The 18,694-nt window shown below is 64.2% G+C and carries 14 protein-coding genes; 9 read left to right on the plus strand and 5 right to left on the minus strand.

Annotated features, from left to right (window positions below; translation table 11 throughout):
* Nucleotides 1–24: 24 nt before the first annotated feature.
* Complete coding sequence (locus tag DV733_RS10070; RefSeq protein WP_049994815.1) at nucleotides 25–600, minus strand: flavodoxin domain-containing protein; 576 nt, start codon at nucleotides 598–600, stop codon at nucleotides 25–27.
* A 174-nt stretch (nucleotides 601–774) separates the two neighbouring features.
* Here DV733_RS10070 and psmB point away from each other — a divergent pair, with 174 nt between their 5' ends.
* The 3 genes from psmB to DV733_RS10085 all read left to right on the plus strand — a co-directional run bounded on the left by psmB (nucleotide 775) and on the right by DV733_RS10085 (nucleotide 2,652).
* A complete protein-coding gene (gene psmB / locus DV733_RS10075; RefSeq protein WP_272913204.1) occupies nucleotides 775–1,500 on the plus strand; it encodes an archaeal proteasome endopeptidase complex subunit beta in 726 nt (241 codons plus the stop codon).
* A gap of 84 nt (nucleotides 1,501–1,584) precedes the next feature.
* On the plus strand, nucleotides 1,585–2,217 hold the full coding sequence (locus DV733_RS10080) for a DUF998 domain-containing protein (RefSeq protein WP_049994813.1): 633 nt from the start codon (nucleotides 1,585–1,587) through the stop codon (nucleotides 2,215–2,217).
* Nucleotides 2,218–2,271: 54 nt separating this feature from the next.
* A complete protein-coding gene (locus DV733_RS10085; protein WP_049994812.1) occupies nucleotides 2,272–2,652 on the plus strand; it encodes a hypothetical protein in 381 nt (126 codons plus the stop codon).
* A 16-nt stretch (nucleotides 2,653–2,668) separates the two neighbouring features.
* On the opposite strand, the gene DV733_RS10090 is transcribed toward DV733_RS10085, so the two are convergent.
* Both DV733_RS10090 and DV733_RS10095 read right to left on the minus strand, forming a co-directional pair.
* On the minus strand, nucleotides 2,669–3,328 hold the full coding sequence (locus DV733_RS10090; RefSeq protein WP_049994811.1) for a hypothetical protein: 660 nt from the start codon (nucleotides 3,326–3,328) through the stop codon (nucleotides 2,669–2,671).
* Between the two features lie 874 nt (nucleotides 3,329–4,202).
* Nucleotides 4,203–4,616: an Lrp/AsnC family transcriptional regulator gene (locus DV733_RS10095; protein ID WP_049994810.1), complete on the minus strand. Its 414-nt coding sequence runs from the start codon at nucleotides 4,614–4,616 to the stop codon at nucleotides 4,203–4,205.
* 102 nt (nucleotides 4,617–4,718) lie between these two features.
* On the opposite strand from DV733_RS10095, the gene carA reads away from it, so the two are divergent.
* The 5 genes from carA to DV733_RS10120 all read left to right on the plus strand — a co-directional run bounded on the left by carA (nucleotide 4,719) and on the right by DV733_RS10120 (nucleotide 14,482).
* A complete protein-coding gene (gene carA / locus DV733_RS10100; protein WP_049994809.1) occupies nucleotides 4,719–5,765 on the plus strand; it encodes a glutamine-hydrolyzing carbamoyl-phosphate synthase small subunit in 1,047 nt (348 codons plus the stop codon).
* Nucleotides 5,766–6,016: 251 nt separating this feature from the next.
* A complete protein-coding gene (locus DV733_RS10105; RefSeq protein ID WP_049994808.1) occupies nucleotides 6,017–6,508 on the plus strand; it encodes a type IV pilin in 492 nt (163 codons plus the stop codon).
* A complete protein-coding gene (locus DV733_RS10110) occupies nucleotides 6,501–6,983 on the plus strand; it encodes a type IV pilin (RefSeq protein ID WP_049994807.1) in 483 nt (160 codons plus the stop codon). Before DV733_RS10105 ends, DV733_RS10110 begins: the two co-directional genes overlap by 8 nt.
* 41 nt (nucleotides 6,984–7,024) lie before the next feature.
* Complete coding sequence (locus DV733_RS10115; RefSeq protein ID WP_049994806.1) at nucleotides 7,025–7,888, plus strand: amidohydrolase family protein; 864 nt, start codon at nucleotides 7,025–7,027, stop codon at nucleotides 7,886–7,888.
* Nucleotides 7,889–8,467: 579 nt separating this feature from the next.
* Complete coding sequence (locus DV733_RS10120) at nucleotides 8,468–14,482, plus strand: DUF7282 domain-containing protein (RefSeq protein WP_079979513.1); 6,015 nt, start codon at nucleotides 8,468–8,470, stop codon at nucleotides 14,480–14,482.
* A 562-nt stretch (nucleotides 14,483–15,044) separates the two neighbouring features.
* Here DV733_RS10120 and DV733_RS10125 read toward each other — a convergent pair.
* The gene (locus DV733_RS10125) at nucleotides 15,045–15,914 is read right to left on the minus strand and encodes a DUF63 family protein (protein WP_049994803.1); all 870 of its coding nucleotides are present in this window, start codon (nucleotides 15,912–15,914) and stop codon (nucleotides 15,045–15,047) included.
* A gap of 125 nt (nucleotides 15,915–16,039) precedes the next feature.
* On the opposite strand from DV733_RS10125, the gene deoC reads away from it, so the two are divergent.
* Entirely contained in the window at nucleotides 16,040–16,678 is a 639-nt protein-coding gene (deoC, locus tag DV733_RS10130; RefSeq protein WP_049994802.1) for a deoxyribose-phosphate aldolase, read from the plus strand.
* On the opposite strand, the gene DV733_RS10135 is transcribed toward deoC, so the two are convergent.
* A complete protein-coding gene (locus DV733_RS10135) occupies nucleotides 16,675–18,669 on the minus strand; it encodes a hypothetical protein (RefSeq protein ID WP_049994801.1) in 1,995 nt (664 codons plus the stop codon). The two genes, deoC and DV733_RS10135, sit on opposite strands and share 4 nt — an antisense overlap.
* Between the last annotated feature and the right edge of the window lie 25 nt (nucleotides 18,670–18,694).

Below are 18,694 nucleotides of genomic sequence, written 5' to 3' on the forward strand. Positions count from 1 at the left end.
CTTCGAGCAGGCTCGACAGTCGGCTCAGTCCTCACTCGCGGGTGCGGTCGCTCCCACCCGACCCTCGACGAACGCCGCGAAGTCGTCGGTGAACGCTTCGACTTCTTCCCAGTCGGTGTACTCGTAGTCCCGAGAGGTGTCGGTGTCGCCGGTCGCATCCTTCGCAATTCGCTTGAGCATGAGCCGCTTCAGGAAACCGTACTTCGAGTAGCGCAACGCACCGCCGAACAGCCCGATCCGGTCGGGGTGAAAGTCCGTTTCGGCGATCAGGTCCTCGACGTACTTCGCGGCTTCGGCCTGCCCTTCGGGATCCTCGACTGCCGAGGAGAGCGACACCTGGAAGAAGCCGCTCGGCACCGCCGCGAGCGCGTCGTGGTGGCCCGTTACGAACTCAGTAATAGCGGATTGGTGTTTCCCGACGTGGATCGACGACCCGACGAGGACGGCGTCGAAGTCCTCGACTGTGTGTCCTCCGAGACCGTCGCCGACGTCGATTGTCGTCGTTGCGTGGCCACGCTCGGCCAGGGTCTCGGCGATCTGGCCGGCTACTTTCTCGGTCTGTCCCTCGCTGGTGCCATAGACGATCAGGAACGACGCCATAGCCCTAGTACGTTCAGTGACGTGATAAATCTGGGAGCGACGCGTGTCAGCAGGAGTCCCAGCGCGAGTTTTGGCGGCCGGATTTTCGGCGTTGCCGAGAGATTTATAGTGCTCGAAAGCGGCGCTGTGGGTCAGTGACACAGGGCTTATAACGAGTGACTGGCTAAGGGAGGTATGATGCAAAACAACGGTTTCAGTAGTGGACCTTCGATCCACGGCGACGGCCGGGCCGACGTGACTGGTTCCGAGCTGGTCGATCTCCCGGACGCACAGGACAGCACGCTCGACGTCGATCGCGAGACGCTCAAGACCGGAACGACCACGGTCGGCCTCAAAGCCGAGGACGGCGTCGTCCTCGTGACCGACATGCGCGCCAGCCTGGGCAACATGGTCTCCAGCAAGGCGACCCAGAAAGTCGAACAGGTCCACCCGACCGCCGCGATGACTATCGCTGGCTCGGTCTCTGCTGCTCAGAGCCTCCTGTCGACCATCGAGGCCGAGGCGAAACTCTACGAGCTTCGCCGGGACAAGGAGCTGTCGATCAACGGGCTCAGCACCCTCCTCGGGAATCTGCTCCGCAGCGGTGCGTTCCTGGTCGTCGTGCCCGTGCTTGGCGGCGTCGACGACGACGGCCCGCACATCTACAGCTTCGACGCGCTCGGTGGCAAGTCCGAAGAGGACTACGCCGTCAGCGGCTCGGGGACGCAGTTCGCGCTGGGTGTTCTCGAAAACCGCTACGAAGAGGGTATCTCGATGGACGACGCCGAGGACGCCGCGATCGACGCCGTCTTGACGGCCATCGAGCGTGACACCGCCAGTGGTAACGGGCTCACCGTCGCCCGGATCACGGCCGACGGCGTCGACATCGAGAAGCACGAGGATCTGGCCGAACTCCAGTAAGCCGACCCGTTCGTTTCTCGTCTGTCGAGAATCAACGTCGTCAGTTATCGTCTCGGCGAGCGTTGTTGTTCTCGGTGCGTATCTATGCCTGAGACACTGTCACAGCCAGTTTCGATCGGTGAGACGACGATCCGTCCGCGCCGACTCGCCGGCGTCCTCCTGTTCGCGCTGTCGGCGCAGTTCATGACCGTCATCATGCTCGCTGCGGCGATGGCTCCCGACTACGACTTCGGTGCGTCGGCGATCAGCGACCTCGGGACGATCCCCGAGACGGCGCTACTGTTCAACGGGTCGCTGGTCCTCGTGGGTGTGCTCAACATCGCTGGCGGCTATCTGCTCTACCGGAGTGAGGGTGCCCGCTGGCTGTTGGGAATCTACGTCGCCGCCGGGATCGGCGCGATCGGCGCGGGTCTCGTCCCGCTGGACGTCGCGGACGTTCACGGCCTCTTCGCACTCGTTGCCTTCCTGGGGTTCAACCTCGAAGCCCTCGGGACTGCCACCAGGCTGACTGGCGTGATGCGCGTCCTCTCGATCCTCGCGGGCGTGCTCGGTCTGCTGTTCGTCGTCGTGATGATCGTCGGCGACGCCGGCAACACGTCGGTGTTCGGTCCGATCGGCCACGGCGGAGCCGAGCGCATGATCGTCTACCCGGTCATGCTCTGGCTGGTCGCCTTCGGCGGATATCTGCTCGGGCGCGATGTCGGTGCTGGACTGTGATCCGGCTGTCGAACGAACCCGAAATATACCTGTTTTCCCGTCGAATCGATTCGTATGCTCGGCCGTGACATGGTCTCCGGGTTCGGAGCCGGGATCGCTGTCGCGCTCGTCGTGTCCGTCATCCTCATCGAGGCGCTTCCGTTCGAGTTCTCGGCGATCGTCGCCCTCCCGGTCGGCCTGCTCGCGGGAATCGGGACTGGCGTGCTGGTGGCCCGGCGCTACGAGCAGGTCGACCGCTCGACACGCGCGCTGTTCGACGGGAGCGCCGGCTTCGGCTACACCGTCGTCCTGTTGGTCGCAGCGCGATACGTCGGCCGGCTCGGTCTCCGATCGATCGTCACGTTCCAGCGACTGCTCGTCGCCGCTGTCGTCGTCGCGCTCCTGACAGCGATGGCGTCCTGGCTGTTCGCTCGCTCGGCTGTTGCCGGCCGTTGATCGCTCCTGGTCGGCGTCACTCGACTGCTCGAATCAGATCCAGCAGTTCGTCGCGGTAGGTGTTCGGGTCGGTCGGTGGGCGCTCGTCTTCGTCGAGACCGGCGAGCAGGCCGTCGAGGCCACCTGTCGGGTACACGCCGCCGGCGATCCGGAAGCTACCGCCTGTCGACCAGACGGCCAGCCAGCCTTCCACGTCGAGGGCGTCGGTCGGCGCGTTCTCGAAGGGGTAGCTCGCGGTGTACTTGACCAGGCTCGCCCGGTCGCCCGACTCGGTGCGGGCGCGCTGGCTGGAGCCGCGCTCGACGTTCTCGAAGCCGCGGGATTCGAGGTCTCCCTGGAAGGATCGCCGTGCCTCGGCGACGACGGTCGGGCGCAGTGACGCCGGGCCGATCCCGGGGGTGAGCGGCGGGCTGAAGGTGAGTGCCGTCGCGAAGACGAAGCGCCAGTAGTCGCCTCGGCCGTTCGTCTCGACGATCCGATCGTCGCTCGTCTCCTCGGCGAGCAGGTCGGCGACTCCCGCCCGTTCGAGCGCCTCACAGAGGGCCGCGTCTTCGTAGAGCACAGTGTGGCCGACCACCGAGACCGTGGACAGTCTGAACACCGTCGACTCCTCGCGCACGCGCTCGTCCCACCCGTCGAGTAGCGCCTCCGGGACCACCGGATACCCGTCTGTCATCGTCCTCGCTTCGGGTTCTGTCTCCTTGCTCTTTCTGCCGTCTCTAACCTCTTTGGAATTTGTTCGTAATGGTTGGGTCGAAATTTTGGAGACTGGCGTGTGCAGTCACGACGTCGTGTCGTGACGACTTCACGCGAGGGATGAGTGAGCCGGAGGCGAGCGAATCGGCTGGGGAGGGTGTGGTGCGGTTGGAATGCTGTTGCAGTGTGGTTGCGGGTGGGGCTTTCTGGATCTGCTGAACTGTACAGGAGGCCCAGAAAGCCCCGACAGACTCGGAGTCGTCGGCGCTACGCGCCGACTGCTTGAGGGACCTCCGGTCCCTCTCTGGCTGCGACTCGCTGCGCTCCTCGCCTCGCTACGCTCGGCGGCGGTGTCGTGCGGGCGACCCGTGAGTCGCCCGCACGGCCAGAGGGACCTTCGGTCCCTCCCTGCTTACGTCGTGGTTCGAGAGAGCGGAGCTCTCTCGTCATCACGAAAGACCTCCGGTCTTTCGGACGATCTCGCTCTCCGAGCAGGGAGGCCGGTTTCACCGGCCTCCTATAATGTGGCGGCTTCGCCGCCACGCTTGTCACCCCTTTCAGTCCCACCCACAGCAACGGCAGCCACACCCTCCTCACGGGTCGCGATGCTCCCCGTTCGTCCAGTCGGCGGCGCTCCCATCGGTCGCGCCGCCCGCTCCCCAACCGACTGCGTTGCTCGTCGCTTCGCTCCTGCGCTACTCATCCCTCGCGCAATTCCGGCTCGCGACGGCACGCGAGCCAGCGCGCGCCGGGTTGACTGGTACTGAGCACAAGTACAATACAGAGTGCCCGGGCGGGCACTAGAGACCTCTCGGAAAGAGCGGCGACAACGGAACAAAGGGGATAGACAACTCCTAGCCTACTCGCTCGTCCAAAATCAGCCTCGTCTTCGTGTTCACGACCTCATCGAGTTCCCGGGCCTGCGTGATCAGGTCGTTCACGCCGGCCGTGTCTGCGGCGTCGACCACCAGCACGATGTCCTCCTCGCCGCCGACCTGCCAGACGAAGTCGACCTCCGGCCACTCGGCGAGACGCTCGCTGACTTCGCTGGTGTCGACGTTGACGTCGACGCTGAGCTCGATCATCGACTTGATGTTGCCCGTCCGTGTCGCCACGGTGAAGCGCTCGATCACCCCGTCGTCGACCAGCTGCTCGACGCGGTTGCGGACGGTCCCCTCCGAGGTCCCCACGGCGTCGGCAATCTCCGTGTAGGGCGTTCGGGCGTCCTCCCGGAGGATGCCGAGGATCTGCTGGTCCAGCTCGTCCATTGAGATGTGACCCTACTCCGGGTCCGTACTTGAGGATTACGAAATTCGTAATCGAGCTTCGAAAGCAACGCTTATCAGCCGGTCTTTCATACGCATCTCGTAATGACCGACGCCTACGTGGCAGTCGAAGGTGACCGCATCATCGAGGCCCGCGCTCGTGCACCCGGCGAGACACGCGGCGAACTGGTATTCACGACAGCGTACACCGGCTACGAGGAGAGTCTGACCGACCCCTCCTACGAGGAGCAGATTCTCACGTTCTCCTACCCGCTGATCGGCAACTACGGCGTCCGAGAGGAGCGTTTCGAGTCCGATCGCGTCCAACCCAACGGCGTCGTCGCCCGCGAGCTGACCGACGACGTCGCCGAGTGGCTCGAGTCGGAGGGCGTGCCCGCGGTCGACCACCTCGACACCCGGGACATCGTCACCGAGATCCGTGACGAAGGGGCGATGAAGTGCGGAATCGCGGCCGGCCCGGACGCGACCGAGGAAGCCGCGCTCGAACAGCTCCACCAGTGCAAGCACATGTCCGAGCATCGCGACATCGGCGCGCAGGTCAGCGTGGCCGAACACACCGTCTACAACGAGGACGGCGACGGCGTGTCGGTGGCCCTGGTCGACTGCGGTGCCAAGGGCTCGATCATCGACTCGCTCGTCGAGCGCGACGCCGTCGTCCACGTCCTGCCCTACGACGCCTCCGAGGCGGACGTCGCGGCGGTCGATCCGGATCTCCTCTTTATCTCGAACGGCCCCGGCGACCCCGAGAACTTCGAGGCCGCGGGCGAGGTCGTCGACACCTACGTCGGCGAGCTCCCCATCGCAGGCATCTGCCTGGGCCAGCAGGTCGTCGCCAGCGCGCTCGGCGGCGAGACCGAGAAGATGGAGTTCGGCCACCGCGGGGTCAACCAGCCCGTCCGTGACCTCCGCACCGACCAGGTCGTCATGACGACCCAGAACCACGGTTACACCGTCGCCGAACCCGGCGAGAACCTCGAAGTCACGCAGGTCAACGTCAACGACGACACGCCCGAAGGCCTGGAAAACGACGATCTGGAGATCATCACGCGCCAGTACCACCCCGAGGCCAATCCGGGCCCGCACGACTCGCTGGGCTTCTTTGACGACGTGCTCGATCTGGCCGAGAACTAGGGAGACGTTGAGCGAAGCGAAACGTCTCCGAAAAGAGCGAACGGTGAGCGAAGCGAGCCGTGAGGACTAGGGTGGGGCGCGCGAAGCGCGGCCCACCGAGAAATTGAACGGGGAGGGCGAGGCGCGAGCGAAGCGAGCCGTGAGATAGGGAGACGACCAGACACGCTGTATATTCGGCGCTCAGATGGTTGAACCGACCGATTTATACTACTGAATTCGAGAGTAGTACGTACTCGAACCGAGTGGGGCACATGCGAGGGTTGATCACTGACAGTACAGCGGGTAGTATCGCGTCCGGCCGTGGGGGGCTGGACGACCGAGCGGCCAGTCCGATCATCGGCGTCATCTTGATGCTTGCGATCACCGTCATCGTCGCGTCCGTAGTGGCGGTATTCGTCTTCGGATTCGGCGTCGACGAGCCGGGGCCGTCGGTCACGTTCGAGTACGGCTACGACGAGGACGGCGAGCGCCTGCTCGTCCATCACGTCGGCGGCGACACCTTTCAGTCCGATCGGGTGACGTTCAGCTGGGACGACAACGAGGCGACCTGGACGGACATGATCGTCTATCTCAACGTCGAGGTGACAGTCGGCGACGGGGGCTGGCTCGGCGATTCGGATCCAGCCGATGGCGAACCGGACAGCTGGGCGATCGAGCCGGACGACACCGTCACGGTCAGCTGGGAGAGCGAAGACGGCGAGCAGAGTACCGTGCTCGACACCTGGGAGGGACCCGATGCGTAGTCACCACCCCCGGAGCGAGGGCAGCGAGGACCGGGCGATCAGCCCTGTCGTCGGCACAGTCCTGTTGGTCGGGATCACGGTCGTTCTGGTCGGTGTCGTCGCCGTGACGGTGCTGGGTTTCGGTGATGGTCTCGATCGCTCGACGGCCCAGGTCAGCTTCGAGTACGAATACGACGATGGTGCCGATACGCTCACCATCACACACCGTGGCGGGGAGACGCTGCCAGCCGACGAAGTCTCCCTCAAGTGGGGCGGCAAGACGGTCGTCTGGGGGGACGTGACCGGGGCGAGCGATCTCTCCTCCGGGTCGAGTATCGTGCTCGGGCAGGACGGACTCGACGCCGACGGCAACGGCGTCGCTCCGCCGGCCGACACCGACGATCTGGTCGGGTCGGAGGAGAAGGTGTTCGTCGTCCACCAGCCCCAACCCGAAGAGGCGATGATCCTCGGCCGCTGGCAGCTGGTCGACGACTGATCGGCCACAGCTATACAGTCCCGCCACCCCACTGCGCAGGTATGCGACTGGTCGATACCCACGCCCACACCTGGGGACCGGACACCCGGGACCTCCCGTGGTACAGCGCCGATCTCCCGCCCGAGTGGTCGGGCCCGTACACGCATACCGATCTGATCGCCGATATGGACGCTGCCGACGTCGACGAGGCAGTCCTCCAGCCGACGACGATCTACGGGCGGGGTGAGCGGGCCAACGAGTGCACGATTCGAGCGATCGAGGCCCACCCAGAACGGCTGTGGGGTGTCGGTGTCGCCGAGTACTTTCAGGCCGAATCTGACCTCCGTCAGGCGGTCCGGCGCGTCACGGGCCACGAGCGAATGCTCGGGATTCGGTTTCACGCCGCCTTCGAGTACGGAGAGACGCCAGGCGAGATGGATCGACAGGCCGACTGGATTGCCGACGAGACGCTCGCGCCGCTGTACGACGAACTCGCGACCCAGGGCGCGACGGTGTTCGTCCTCGCGAAACCGGAGCAGTACTCGACGCTGGCCACACTCGCGTCCGCGCATCCGGACGTCTCGTTCGTCCTCGAGCATATGGGGTGGCCGGACCAGGGCACGACCGCGACCGACGAGCTGTGGACTGACGTCGAGGCGCTGGCCGAGTACGACAACGTCTACGTCAAGGTGAGTTCGATTCCACGGACGTCGGACGACGCCTGGCCATACGAGACTGCTGGCGAGTTCGTCAGAAATCTTCTGTCGTGGTTCGGCCCCGAGCGACTGCTCCTCGGTTCGGACTATCCCTGGCTGGACGACTGGGCGTCCTACCGGGAGTGCCTCTCGTGGATCGAAGCCGCCGAGTACCTCTCGGCACGGGATCTATCCTGGCTCTCGTACCGGACGTTCGAGACGCTGCGGTGATCGGCTTCTGTTCGCGTGCCCGTGAAATATTATATGCGAGGAGTGCGTACTTCGCTGTGTCGCCTGCCGGAGGCGCGTACGAAGTATTCGGCCACGGAGATTGCGTCCCTGTTCCCGCCCACTGGTGGCGGCAATGACCAGTACCAGCCTCGAATCGCGATCCCGTTTTTTCGACTTGGCCTCCCGAAACAGCCGTACTGATTGCGTTTGATTTTCGTGTGTGACACACTACCAATCTGGCGGCGATCTCGGTAATTCAGCCCTACCGTTGCTCCCCGGTGCGACTAGCTACCACACAGCGTTTCTATCCACTAATTCTGTCATAAACTCTGGTCCGACGGAGAATTCAGATCGAAAATACAGCTCTCTGGTTGCGGTTTTCCGAAACGCACTGCTGCCGATAGCATTGGTATGGAATCTGTAAATAGACACTATCCGAGGACACAAAGTATTTAACGACACCGTTAGATTGTATCCTCTGTAGCCAGAACTGAGGCTGGTAAACTCAATGACATACATAACGGCAAACGCATCGGCTCCCCGCACTTGCGTGCGCGGTAACGACTCCTATGACAATTCATGACAGGAAACAATACGTCTCCTGGTGAGAAACTGCGTGCGGTGTTCCTCGCGGCACTGATGGTAATGTCAGTGTTCGCGGTGAGCGTCGCCTTTACGGGTTCAGCGGCTGCTGGCAACTCGAGTACTGCCAGCAACCTCGCGGTGAGCCCGAACAGTGGAGCACCAGGTTCTACGGTTACGGTTACAGTTGATACAGCTACGACAGGCAAAGACGTCGTCTTCGCGCTCGATTCTGACCAGAACGGCACGATCGAGGCCGACGAGGTCCTCGGTACCATCCAAGACGGTGGCACCGACGACCTCGACGACTCCGACAATCAGGTCGAGGGCGAACTGACGATCCCGAGCGGCCTCACCGACGGCACGACGTACGGCATCGTCGCCATCGAAGAGGACGGGACCTACGGCAGTGGCAGCACTGAAAACGGCCAGGACGACACGAACAAGCCGTTCTCGGTCTCCGGTGCTGACACAGTCGCGACCTTCACCGCCGACGACGGTGACGGTCCCGAGCTCGACTCGGCCTACACCAAGGACTACGACGACGACGGTCAGGTCGACAACATCGAAGTCTACTTCGACGAGGCTGTCGACGCCTCGTCCGCGACGGCTGGTGACTTCATGATCACCCTCAACGGTGAGCAGATCGACGTGAACACCGTCAACAACAACGGTGGCGCAAACAACGGCGTCATCGTCGAGCTCGACACGACCGACAACAGCCTGCCGGACATCGACACGGCCATCACGCCGAACGTCGAGGTCGATCAGGGTTCGATCGACGACCCGGCCGGCAACTCCGGTCCGGACAGCGACTCTGTCGTGACCGCGGGCGACGGTGCTGCGCCGGTCTACCTGAACGCGTACTCCGAGACGGACGGCAACTTCACCGGCGCTATCCTCCGGTTCAGTGAGCCGCTCCAGACCGGCGACGGTGACGGCCTGCAGCTCAGCGAAGTCGGCATGAACGCCGATAGCCTCGGTGGTGACGGTAGCGAATCGATTTCCTCCGTCACTCACTCCTCGACCAACACGGTCGCTGTCGTCGAGTTTGCAGCCGGTAGTGAGCCCGAGGTCGACTCAAACGACATCGGTAACGACGAGATCTGGGTCGACACGAACGCGAACCCCCAGGACGCCAACGGCAACAGCATGGCGTACCCGAACTCCGTGTACGTCACTGACGGTCTGGCTGGCCTCGACGCCGGTCCGAACCCCGGCTTCAACCCGGCCACCTACGACAACCAGTCCGAGCAGGTTGGCGACAACATCCACGTGATCTCGCCGATCGCGGACGTCGACGGTGCGAACGTCGTCGCCGAGCACCTCTACAACGGTGACACGACCGAGCTCACCGACCTCAACGGTGACGGGACGACCATCGAGGCACCGATCCCGGCCGCGAAAGACGACGGTGTTGGCGCTGACGAATCCCAGATCGGTTACTGGGTCAACAACGTCAACATCGGTACGTTCGACTACGAGACCGACAACTACGTCGTGAAGCTGGACGAGGACTCCCGAGAGGTTCTCCACGGCCAGACCACGACCATCTACGGTAGCATCTACGAGTACTGGACGGGCGACAGCGGCAACCTCGAAGACGACGTGACTGTCGACTACTCGCTCCAGTACGACGGCGACCTCTCGAGCTTCGACGGCGTCGGTGCGGCCGAGACGCAGATCCTGGCCGACTCCGACACCGGTAACGGCGAGTTCCAGGTCCGTCGCACGTTCAACGTCGTCGACGACGGTGCGGGCAACTTCTCGCACGACTACCCGACCGACGACGCCGAGTACGGTGTCGACTCCCAGCCGAGTTACATCGTCTACGTCCGCGAGGAGTCTGCGAACACGCCGGCCGACAACAACAACAACGGCTGGGCCCAGATCGACACGCGACTCAGCGTCGAGGGCGAAACCGAAGTGAACGGCACCATCGTCGATCAGCCATCCTACCGTGACACGGTCGACGTCGTCAACGGGATGGTCGAAAACTTCGACGGCGGTCTCAGCAACTACGGTCTTCGCGTCATCGACCCCGGTGGCCAGACCCGAAAGACCACCGAGTCCGCACAGGACGGGTCCTTCGGCTTCACGCTCCAGATGAACGACGCCGGTGACTGGAACCTCGGTACTGACGAGGGCGGCTTCATCGGCTACCAGAACATCACGGTCGGTCCGCAGACCGCTGACTTCGAGTTCACCACGGACTCCGGTCAGCAGGTCGCGAACTTCCCGACCACTTACAACGTCCAGCTGAACGACTCCCAGAACGGCGACGCGCTCAACCTGGGTCAGGCTGGCGACACCGACTACGACGGCTACATCAACGTCACTGGTGAGTTCGACGCGTCCTCCGTCTCCGTTGGGAGCCCCATCATCGCGGTGGGCCCGACCAACGACGACGGTAACGTGGAGTACTTCCACGTGGAGACCGACGCTAACGGCCAGGCCAGCTTCACGGTCACGCCGATCAGCACCGAGGTCAACGCGCACCTCGAGAACGCTGAGGACGAGGGTGCCGACGGTGTCGAGAACAACAACGACGCCGCCGACACGCCCAACTCGCCGGACTACGAGGCCTCGGAGACGATCACCTCCGCCGGCACCGACCCGGTCAACTTCGTCAAGAAGAACATCTACGACGACAACTCCGGTCTCGACATCCTGCAGGATGATGGACCGTCCGTCATCGAGGTCCTGCCCCAGCCCGAAACTCGGGGCGACGCCGGACAGTCTATCGAGAGCGGCTACCGCGTCGGCTGGGACGGTAACCAGCAGCTCGACGAACTGCGTAACTACTACATCCAGTTCAACCTCGTCGACGACGAGAACAACGCTATCGTCCCGCAGTCCGGTCAGGGCAACCTGACTAACTTCACGGTCTCGGGTCTCGAAGCTAGCGCAACTGTCTCGTCCGACAACGACGGTACCGTCTCGCTGTCCAGCGACAACGGTATCGCTACTGGCGCGACCTACCTCGGTAACGGTCGCTACCAGGTCACGCTGCGACCGCAGGAAGCGGTCAGTGAGGACCCGACGGTCGACATCACGGCCAACGTCGAGGGCGAGTCGCCCGCGACGTGGTCGATCGACGCGACGGGTCTCAACATCTCCGAGTTCCAGATCGACGGCGAAGTCGTGACGGAAGTCATGGGTCGGACGACCCCGAACCTCACCTCCGTCCTCACCGCACCGTACGAGGACGGCGTCCCGATCAACAACGGCCGTATCCGACTCGCTCGGACCTACGGCACTACGAGCAACGCGCTCAACGAGACGGACGCTCGAACGTCGAACGTCAACGACGGCGAGTACGAGTTCTCCAACGTTCAGGTTGGCCCGCGCGGGGTCGACCAGAACAACGACGGTATCGGCGAGACGCTCGCCGACCTGACGTTCACGGGTTACCAGTACATCGACGCTGACGGCGACCAGGCGCTCGAACGCGACGAGGTCGACCGCGGCGCACTGGAGACCCTGAACATCGCTCCGGGTCCGATGAACATCATCTTCGATCCGGAGAACACGAGCGAATACTCCGGCCGCCGAACGAACGACTTCGGTCAGCCGGCGTTCACGATGACCAAAGGGATGGAATACGAGCAGATCGCGTTCCATCTCGAATACGACAACGGCACCCCGGTCGACCTGACTGAGGGTATGGGTAACACCACCGTTGGCCTCAACGAACTCTCCCAGGAAGGGCTGGTCACGCTGACCGGTCCGGACCAGGAGGGTATCCCGGCTGAAGCAGCTGTGCTGTTCGACGAGGACGCCAGCAACGCCAGCCAGGGCTACTACGTCATCGACGACATCGAGAGCACCTACTGGACGGACTCCGACGCGAGCACCCAGGTCGGCTGGGGCACTGACCTCAACGAGGGCGGTGTCTTCGCGTTCGACGATCCGAACGAGGCCGACAACCCAGAGCGTGCGATGGACACCTACCGACTGAGCATCGAGACGGCCGACCGTAGCCACGCCTCGTGGCAGAACGAGTCCACTGGCTACATCGACGTCGCCGAGCCGAAGGTCGAGACGGAGATCCTCGCAGCGTCCGACGCTGACGACTCCGACATCGATCACGTGCCCGGTGAAGACGCCTTCCAGACCGTCACCGACGTCGACAACGTCACGGCCGAGATCGACCGCTGGTACCGCGTCAACGCGACGCTCACCGACTACTTCGGTACGCCGATCAACGGCTCCGAGTTCTCGGAGACGACCGTTGACGAGGCCTTCAGCTGGTCCGGTGTCGACGGTGACGGCAACGTCTACAACTTCGACGCCGACGACGCTGAAGTCGTCTTCCACGACACGCTCGGCAACGACCTCGGTGAGGGTGACGCCGACAGTGGCGCACTCGCGCTGAACAACGAGGACGGGATGTTCCAGTTCGACGTCAAGCCGACCGACGCTGACGTCGACGCTGCGGACTTCCAGTTCGACATGCAGTACAACGTGTCCATCCAGGACGCGGCTGACAACCTCTGGGCCGACGGTACTGGCACGGGTGCACCGAACGCTGTCTTCGAGGACAGCCCGGTCGGTACGCGCCCGCTGGTCGAAGTCTACGACCAGTCCGGTGCGAAGCTCCCGATCAGCGAGGAGACTGGCAACAAGATCCTCGCCAACGACGTGACCCAGACGATCCGGATCGAGGCGTTCCCGGCCGACGAGAACGACCTCGTGCTGCCCGAGCAGACGTTCCGGGTCAACACCACCTCCGATCCGGTCAACGAGAACACCATCAACACGCTCACCGAACTGCAGAACGCGAGCGTGCTGGTGACGGACAACGAGGACTACCTGAACATCCCGTACGAAGCCGGCCAGGTCGGCTACCTCACGCTGACCCCGACCGGTACGGGTCAGGAAGTCATCACGCTCACTGACACGGACTTCAACGCAGTCCAGAACATCTCGGGCGAGACGATCCACTTCGACGTCCTGCGTTCGAACAAGCAGGCCAACCTCGCCCTCAACACCGAGTCGGTCACGCCCGGTAGCTCCGTGACGGTCACGGTGACCGAAGCGGCAACCGGCGACGCGATCGGTCGCGCTGGCGTCACGCTGTCGGACACTAACGGCAACGCGATCTCCGACGTGACGACCAACGCCAGCGGTATGGCGACCATCAGCGTGCCCGAGAGCGCACAGCTCGGTGAGTACAGCCTGGAGACCCGACCGGCTGGCTACCAGCCGATCGTCCAGAGCTTCCAGGTCCGCTCGCCGGCCCAGCTCGACACGGACCTCGAACTGTTCGCCCAGAGCGGACAGGTCGTCTCCGGCACGAGCTCGGCTGACGAAGGCACGACCTACACCATCGAAGTCAGCGGCCCCGGCTACCTCGAAGACGCCGAGGCCGAGGTGCAGGCCGACGGCACCTTCTCGGCTGAGTTCGACCTGAGCTCGCTGAGCGCTGGCGACGAAGTCACGGCGCGAATCGCTGGCGTCGACTCCGTCAGCTTCACGCTGCAGTCGCCGCCGACGGCGACGGTCACCATGAACCCGCAGGTTAGCCAGAACGGTGAGATCGTCACCGTGGACGAGGTCTTCCTGCCAGAGGGTGGCTACGTCGTCATCCACAACGTGAGTTCCGGCGACGTCATCGGCCACACGGCCTACTTCGAACCCGGAACCTACGAGGACGTTGACGTCCTGCTCGACCAGCGCCTCGCTGGCGGACAGAACAACGTCCAGGCGATGCCGCACATGGACACCAACGGCGACGAAGTCTACGACTTCCCGGACGCTGACGGCCCGTACACGGCCGACGGTGCCCCGGTGACCGACAACGCCATCGTGTCCGTGCAGCGACAGCCGACGACGACGACGCCGCCGACGACGACGACGCCGCCGACGACGACGTCGACGGACACGCCGACGGACACCACGACTGACGACGGCGACACCGGTGACGGGGACGGCCCCGGCTTCGGTATCGCTGTCGCACTGGTCGCGCTCCTCGGCGCTGCCCTGCTGGCGGTTCGCCGCAACAACTAAGTCGGCCTAGCCGACTCCTGACGTTCTTTATTTTTTCACGCCCCACAGCAGCAGCACTCTCCTGTCGAGTACCGCAGCGACGTGATGGCACGGTTGGGCGAGTGCCGATGGGAGCAGTTGGACGCGTGTCGTCTACTCCGTGAGTGTCACGGGGACAGATCCGTTGGCGATCACCCAACGATTGCAGAGGGAAGTCACGTAACTCTCAAGGTCGGTGTACGGTCGACTCTCGATGCAGCCTCAGCTACTCGAAGACGCCGCCGACGGATACCCCAGTCGCGCCTCACTGGCGGTTCGTTGCACTCCGCGCTTCGTTTTTCGAGACGCTCTTGTGGCTCACTCTTCCATTGACATGTCGGCCACCATCGTCCACGTTAGAGACACCTTTCAGTCGCGTCTCGTACTTCCCCAGCACGAACGCCTCTCGTCTCGCGGCGGCAGTGGCCAGCCGACCTCCTATCGAGCGTATCGGTGGTACTGGAGGGAGGACGACGGCGGGGATCGTCGAATCGGCCACGTGAACTGTCGTGGGTGATCAGCGCGGTGTGATAGAGACCCGAAATCAGGAGGCGACAGTCGCGAGGGCGGCGCTGTCTCGGAGCGCGAACAGCAGGAGGTTGTTGACGGCGGGTCCGAGTCCCAGCGCGATGATGGCGGCGAACGCGAGGTTGCCGCGGACGGGGTCGGATTCGAGATAGTCGGCGAAGGCGACGACGACGATGACGGCGATCGCGAGCTTGACGAGGACGAACAGCCAGCCGACGCCGATCGTCTCGGCGACGGGGAGCTGGCCGGCCAGATCCATGATCGTCCGCGGGAGCGGTGAGCGCTCGCTGGTTTCGAGGATGTCGATACCGACGGCGGTCGTGATCCCGTCGAGGGCGTGCGCGAAGATGACGAGGCCGCCGAGCAGCTTCGCCCGGGCGACGACGCCCGTGGCAGTGTAGGCGATCGTGAAGTAGACGCCGATCGTGACGGGGACGGTGATCACCAGCGCGGCGGCCGACCAGAACGGCTCGACGCCGACGAACGCCTCGCGCCAGGCGGCAACGCCGAGCAGTCCGAGCAGGACGGCAGTGCCGGCCAGTCCCAGAAAGAGCGCGACGTTGTCGTTTTCGTCGGGGTTGACCGAACTCCCGAACGCCAGGAACGTCCAGACGGCCCCGAGCGCGACGAACGTGGTCAGGTAGACCATCGGTGCGCCAAACAACGGTTCGGCCCAGGCAGGGTAGACGTCGACGGCGGGTTCGAGCTGGTAGAAGACGTGCGCGCTCGCGCCGACGGCCATCCACGGCGTGAACGCGAAGACGTGTTGTTGTTCGACGCGCGGCGCGAGCGAGACCAGAAAGGAGGCCACGGTCGCGGCCGCGACGACGACGGCGATTACGTAGGGAAGCGGGGGTACGACGAGCCCACTCGGGAGCAGCGGCATGTACACTGACGCGCACGCGACGGTGGAAAGGATGTCGGTTGGACGTGAGACGGGTGTGGTTGGCCGCCCAAACAGGGCGACTGACCGGGCGAGCGTTTTTGCTGGCGGCGGTCGTCGGTTGCAGCATGAACGAGTCCGAGGTAGCGGCACGGATCGAACACACCGTCCTGGGGCCGACGACGACTGACGAGGACGTGCTCACCGTCCTCGACGCGGCCATCGACGAGGGGATGCGAGCCTGTGTTCCCCCGTGTTTCGTCTCGATGGCGAGCGACTACGCTCCCGGCGTTTCGCTCTCGACAGTCGTCGGGTTTCCTCACGGCCAGCACACCTCCGAGACCAAGGCTGCGGAGGCCGAGCATCTCTCCGAGGCCGGCGCGGACGAACTCGATGTCGTCTGTAACGTCGGCTATTTGAAGGTCGGCGACGACGAGGCGTTTCGTCGCGATCTGGAGGCGGTCGTCGCTGCTACCGCACGCCCAGTGAAGGTGATCATCGAGACGCCGTTGCTCGAGGAGAGTGAGAAACACCGTGCGTGTCAGGCGGCAGTCGACGTGGGCGCGGACTACCTCAAGACCGCGACTGGATTTTCCGATGGCGGCGCGACCGTCGACGACGTCGAGTTGATGGCGTCGTATCTGCCCGTGAAGGCCTCGGGCGGGATCGATACGTGGGAGAAAGCGAGAGCGATGTTCGACGCGGGGGCCGAACGGATCGGCGCGTCTTCGGGTGTGGCGATCCTCGAAGCGTTCCGGCGCGTCTAGAGTCGACGGAACAGGACGACCCCACCGCCAGCCGCGGCGGTGACTGCAAGCCCGCCACCGGCCAGCACGACGACTGGGAGGTCGTCGCTCCCGTCGTCGCTCGATCGCAGTCCGAGGTAGCTCTCGACGTAGTCGACGTCGAGCGAGTCGAACGACCAGTCACCCTCACCGCCGAGGGTGATCACGGTCTCCTCGTCGACGAGTGCGAGTTCCTCGACGTCGCTGACGTCGGCGTCACTCGGGACGGCGTTTTCCATGCGAACGATCGTCTGACTCCCGTCGAGGCTGGTGTAACTCCCGTCGATCGACGCGAACGGTTCGGGGAGCCGAGCGGAGAGTGCTGACGCGTTCTCGACAGCAACTGCGCCCTCGTAGGTCACGCGATCGTCGACCGAGAGGTCCATCCGGGCGCGCGTGAAGTTGGCCGCTTCGACCGCGTCAATCGTTTCGGTGAGTCGAGCCGTCTCGGCACCGTACTCGCTGAGCGTCTCGTTGTACGATTCGAGCGCGCTCTGCAGGAGATCGTCGTCGGCGACGGTCATCGAGCCGTCGATCTCGACGCGATCACCGGTCGTCCCGATGTCGAGTGAGGCTGCCGTCGAAGCCGGCACGGGACCGTCGCGGGCCTCCAGTTCGTCGACGTAGCTCGCCCAGTTGGTCGTCTCGCTGTCGACTGTCCCGTTCAGCTGGGCGGTCGACCCGCTGGTGGTGAACGCGAGATCCCACTGGGTCGACTGCTGGAGGTTTGCGGCGCGACTCGCTTCGACCTGGGTCTGTAACTGTTCGGCCAGTTCCTCGGGCGAGGAGCCGAACGGACCACCGACGGCCATCTCGGGACCGCCCGGCATGCCGCCGCGCTCGTTCGAGACCTGCCCGAGCAGTTCGAGGAAGCCGGCGTACGCCAGCGTGAGGTCGTCCCTGCCCTCGAGGCTGACGTTCCACGTGGCGCTCGTCTCGCCACCCGCCGAGACCAGCTGGGCCTCGACTCGCGAGAGAGTCACGTTCTCGACGTGTGCGGCGAGGTCGCTGGCCTGCGCCTCGCTGACGTTCGCGCTGGACATCGTTAGTCCCCGGACGATCGCCTCGGATATCGCCGCGTCAACGCCGTCGTAGGTGACCGTGTAGGAGAGATCGAGACGGTTCTCGTCGCTCAGAGCGTAGTTCTCGACCGTGACCGAACAAGAGGTATCATTTGCGGTGCAGAACTCACGTTCGAGCGTCTCACGGGCGGTGTCGCGGCTGTCCCATCCCTCGGTCGGGTCCTCGCCGTAGCGATCCTGGAGGACGTACGATTCCTCGACGGCGAGTGTGTAGCTGCCGTCGGATTCGGTGAGGACGACGTGGTGGTTCCGATCGGCTCCCAACCCGATTGCCGTCTCGATGCCGGCCGAGCCGTTCGACTCCAGGGTGGTGGGCGTCGTCTCGACGAACCCGCTCGTGCCGGCGTACTGGACCATCGAGAGTGCCCTGGCCTCGCCGTCGAGAGCCATCGTCGCGTCGACGGTCAGCGATCCTCGGTTTTCGGTTTCGTTGCTGACGCTCTCTATGTCGGCGTCGAGACTGGTGAGCCAGTCCGGCTGTGGCGTCGAGAGCGTGCCGTTGGCGGCGATCTCGTCCGGGCTGGCCCACAGGGTCACCTCGCCGGTCGTGTTGGCGTCGACTTCCTCGCCGTCGATCCGGACGTGTGCGAGGCCTTCGGAGACGTCGACGCCAGCGTGGCCGCTCGGGATCGAGTGGTCTCCGGTCGGCTCTTCGTAATTGTAGACGAGCACGACGTCACCGTCGTCGGTGACATAGGCCTCGTCGGCTGCTGTCGCGTTGGTCGTTTCCGTCTCGTTGGTTGCGTTCGTCTCGTTTGCCGCCTGCGCGGCGGTGGACGGTGCGCCGCCACCGTCGCTGGGGCCGGCGGCGGCGACGCTCGCGATTCCGCCGACCGCCGACGCCAGCAGGACGGCGACTAACAGGAGGGCTGTCACTCTCTTGGACGTCATACATTCCGACAACTTCGCTCCGACA

Origin of the sequence: Halapricum salinum, assembly GCF_004799665.1 — an archaeon.
GTDB classification, from domain to species: Archaea; Halobacteriota; Halobacteria; order Halobacteriales; family Haloarculaceae; genus Halapricum; species Halapricum salinum.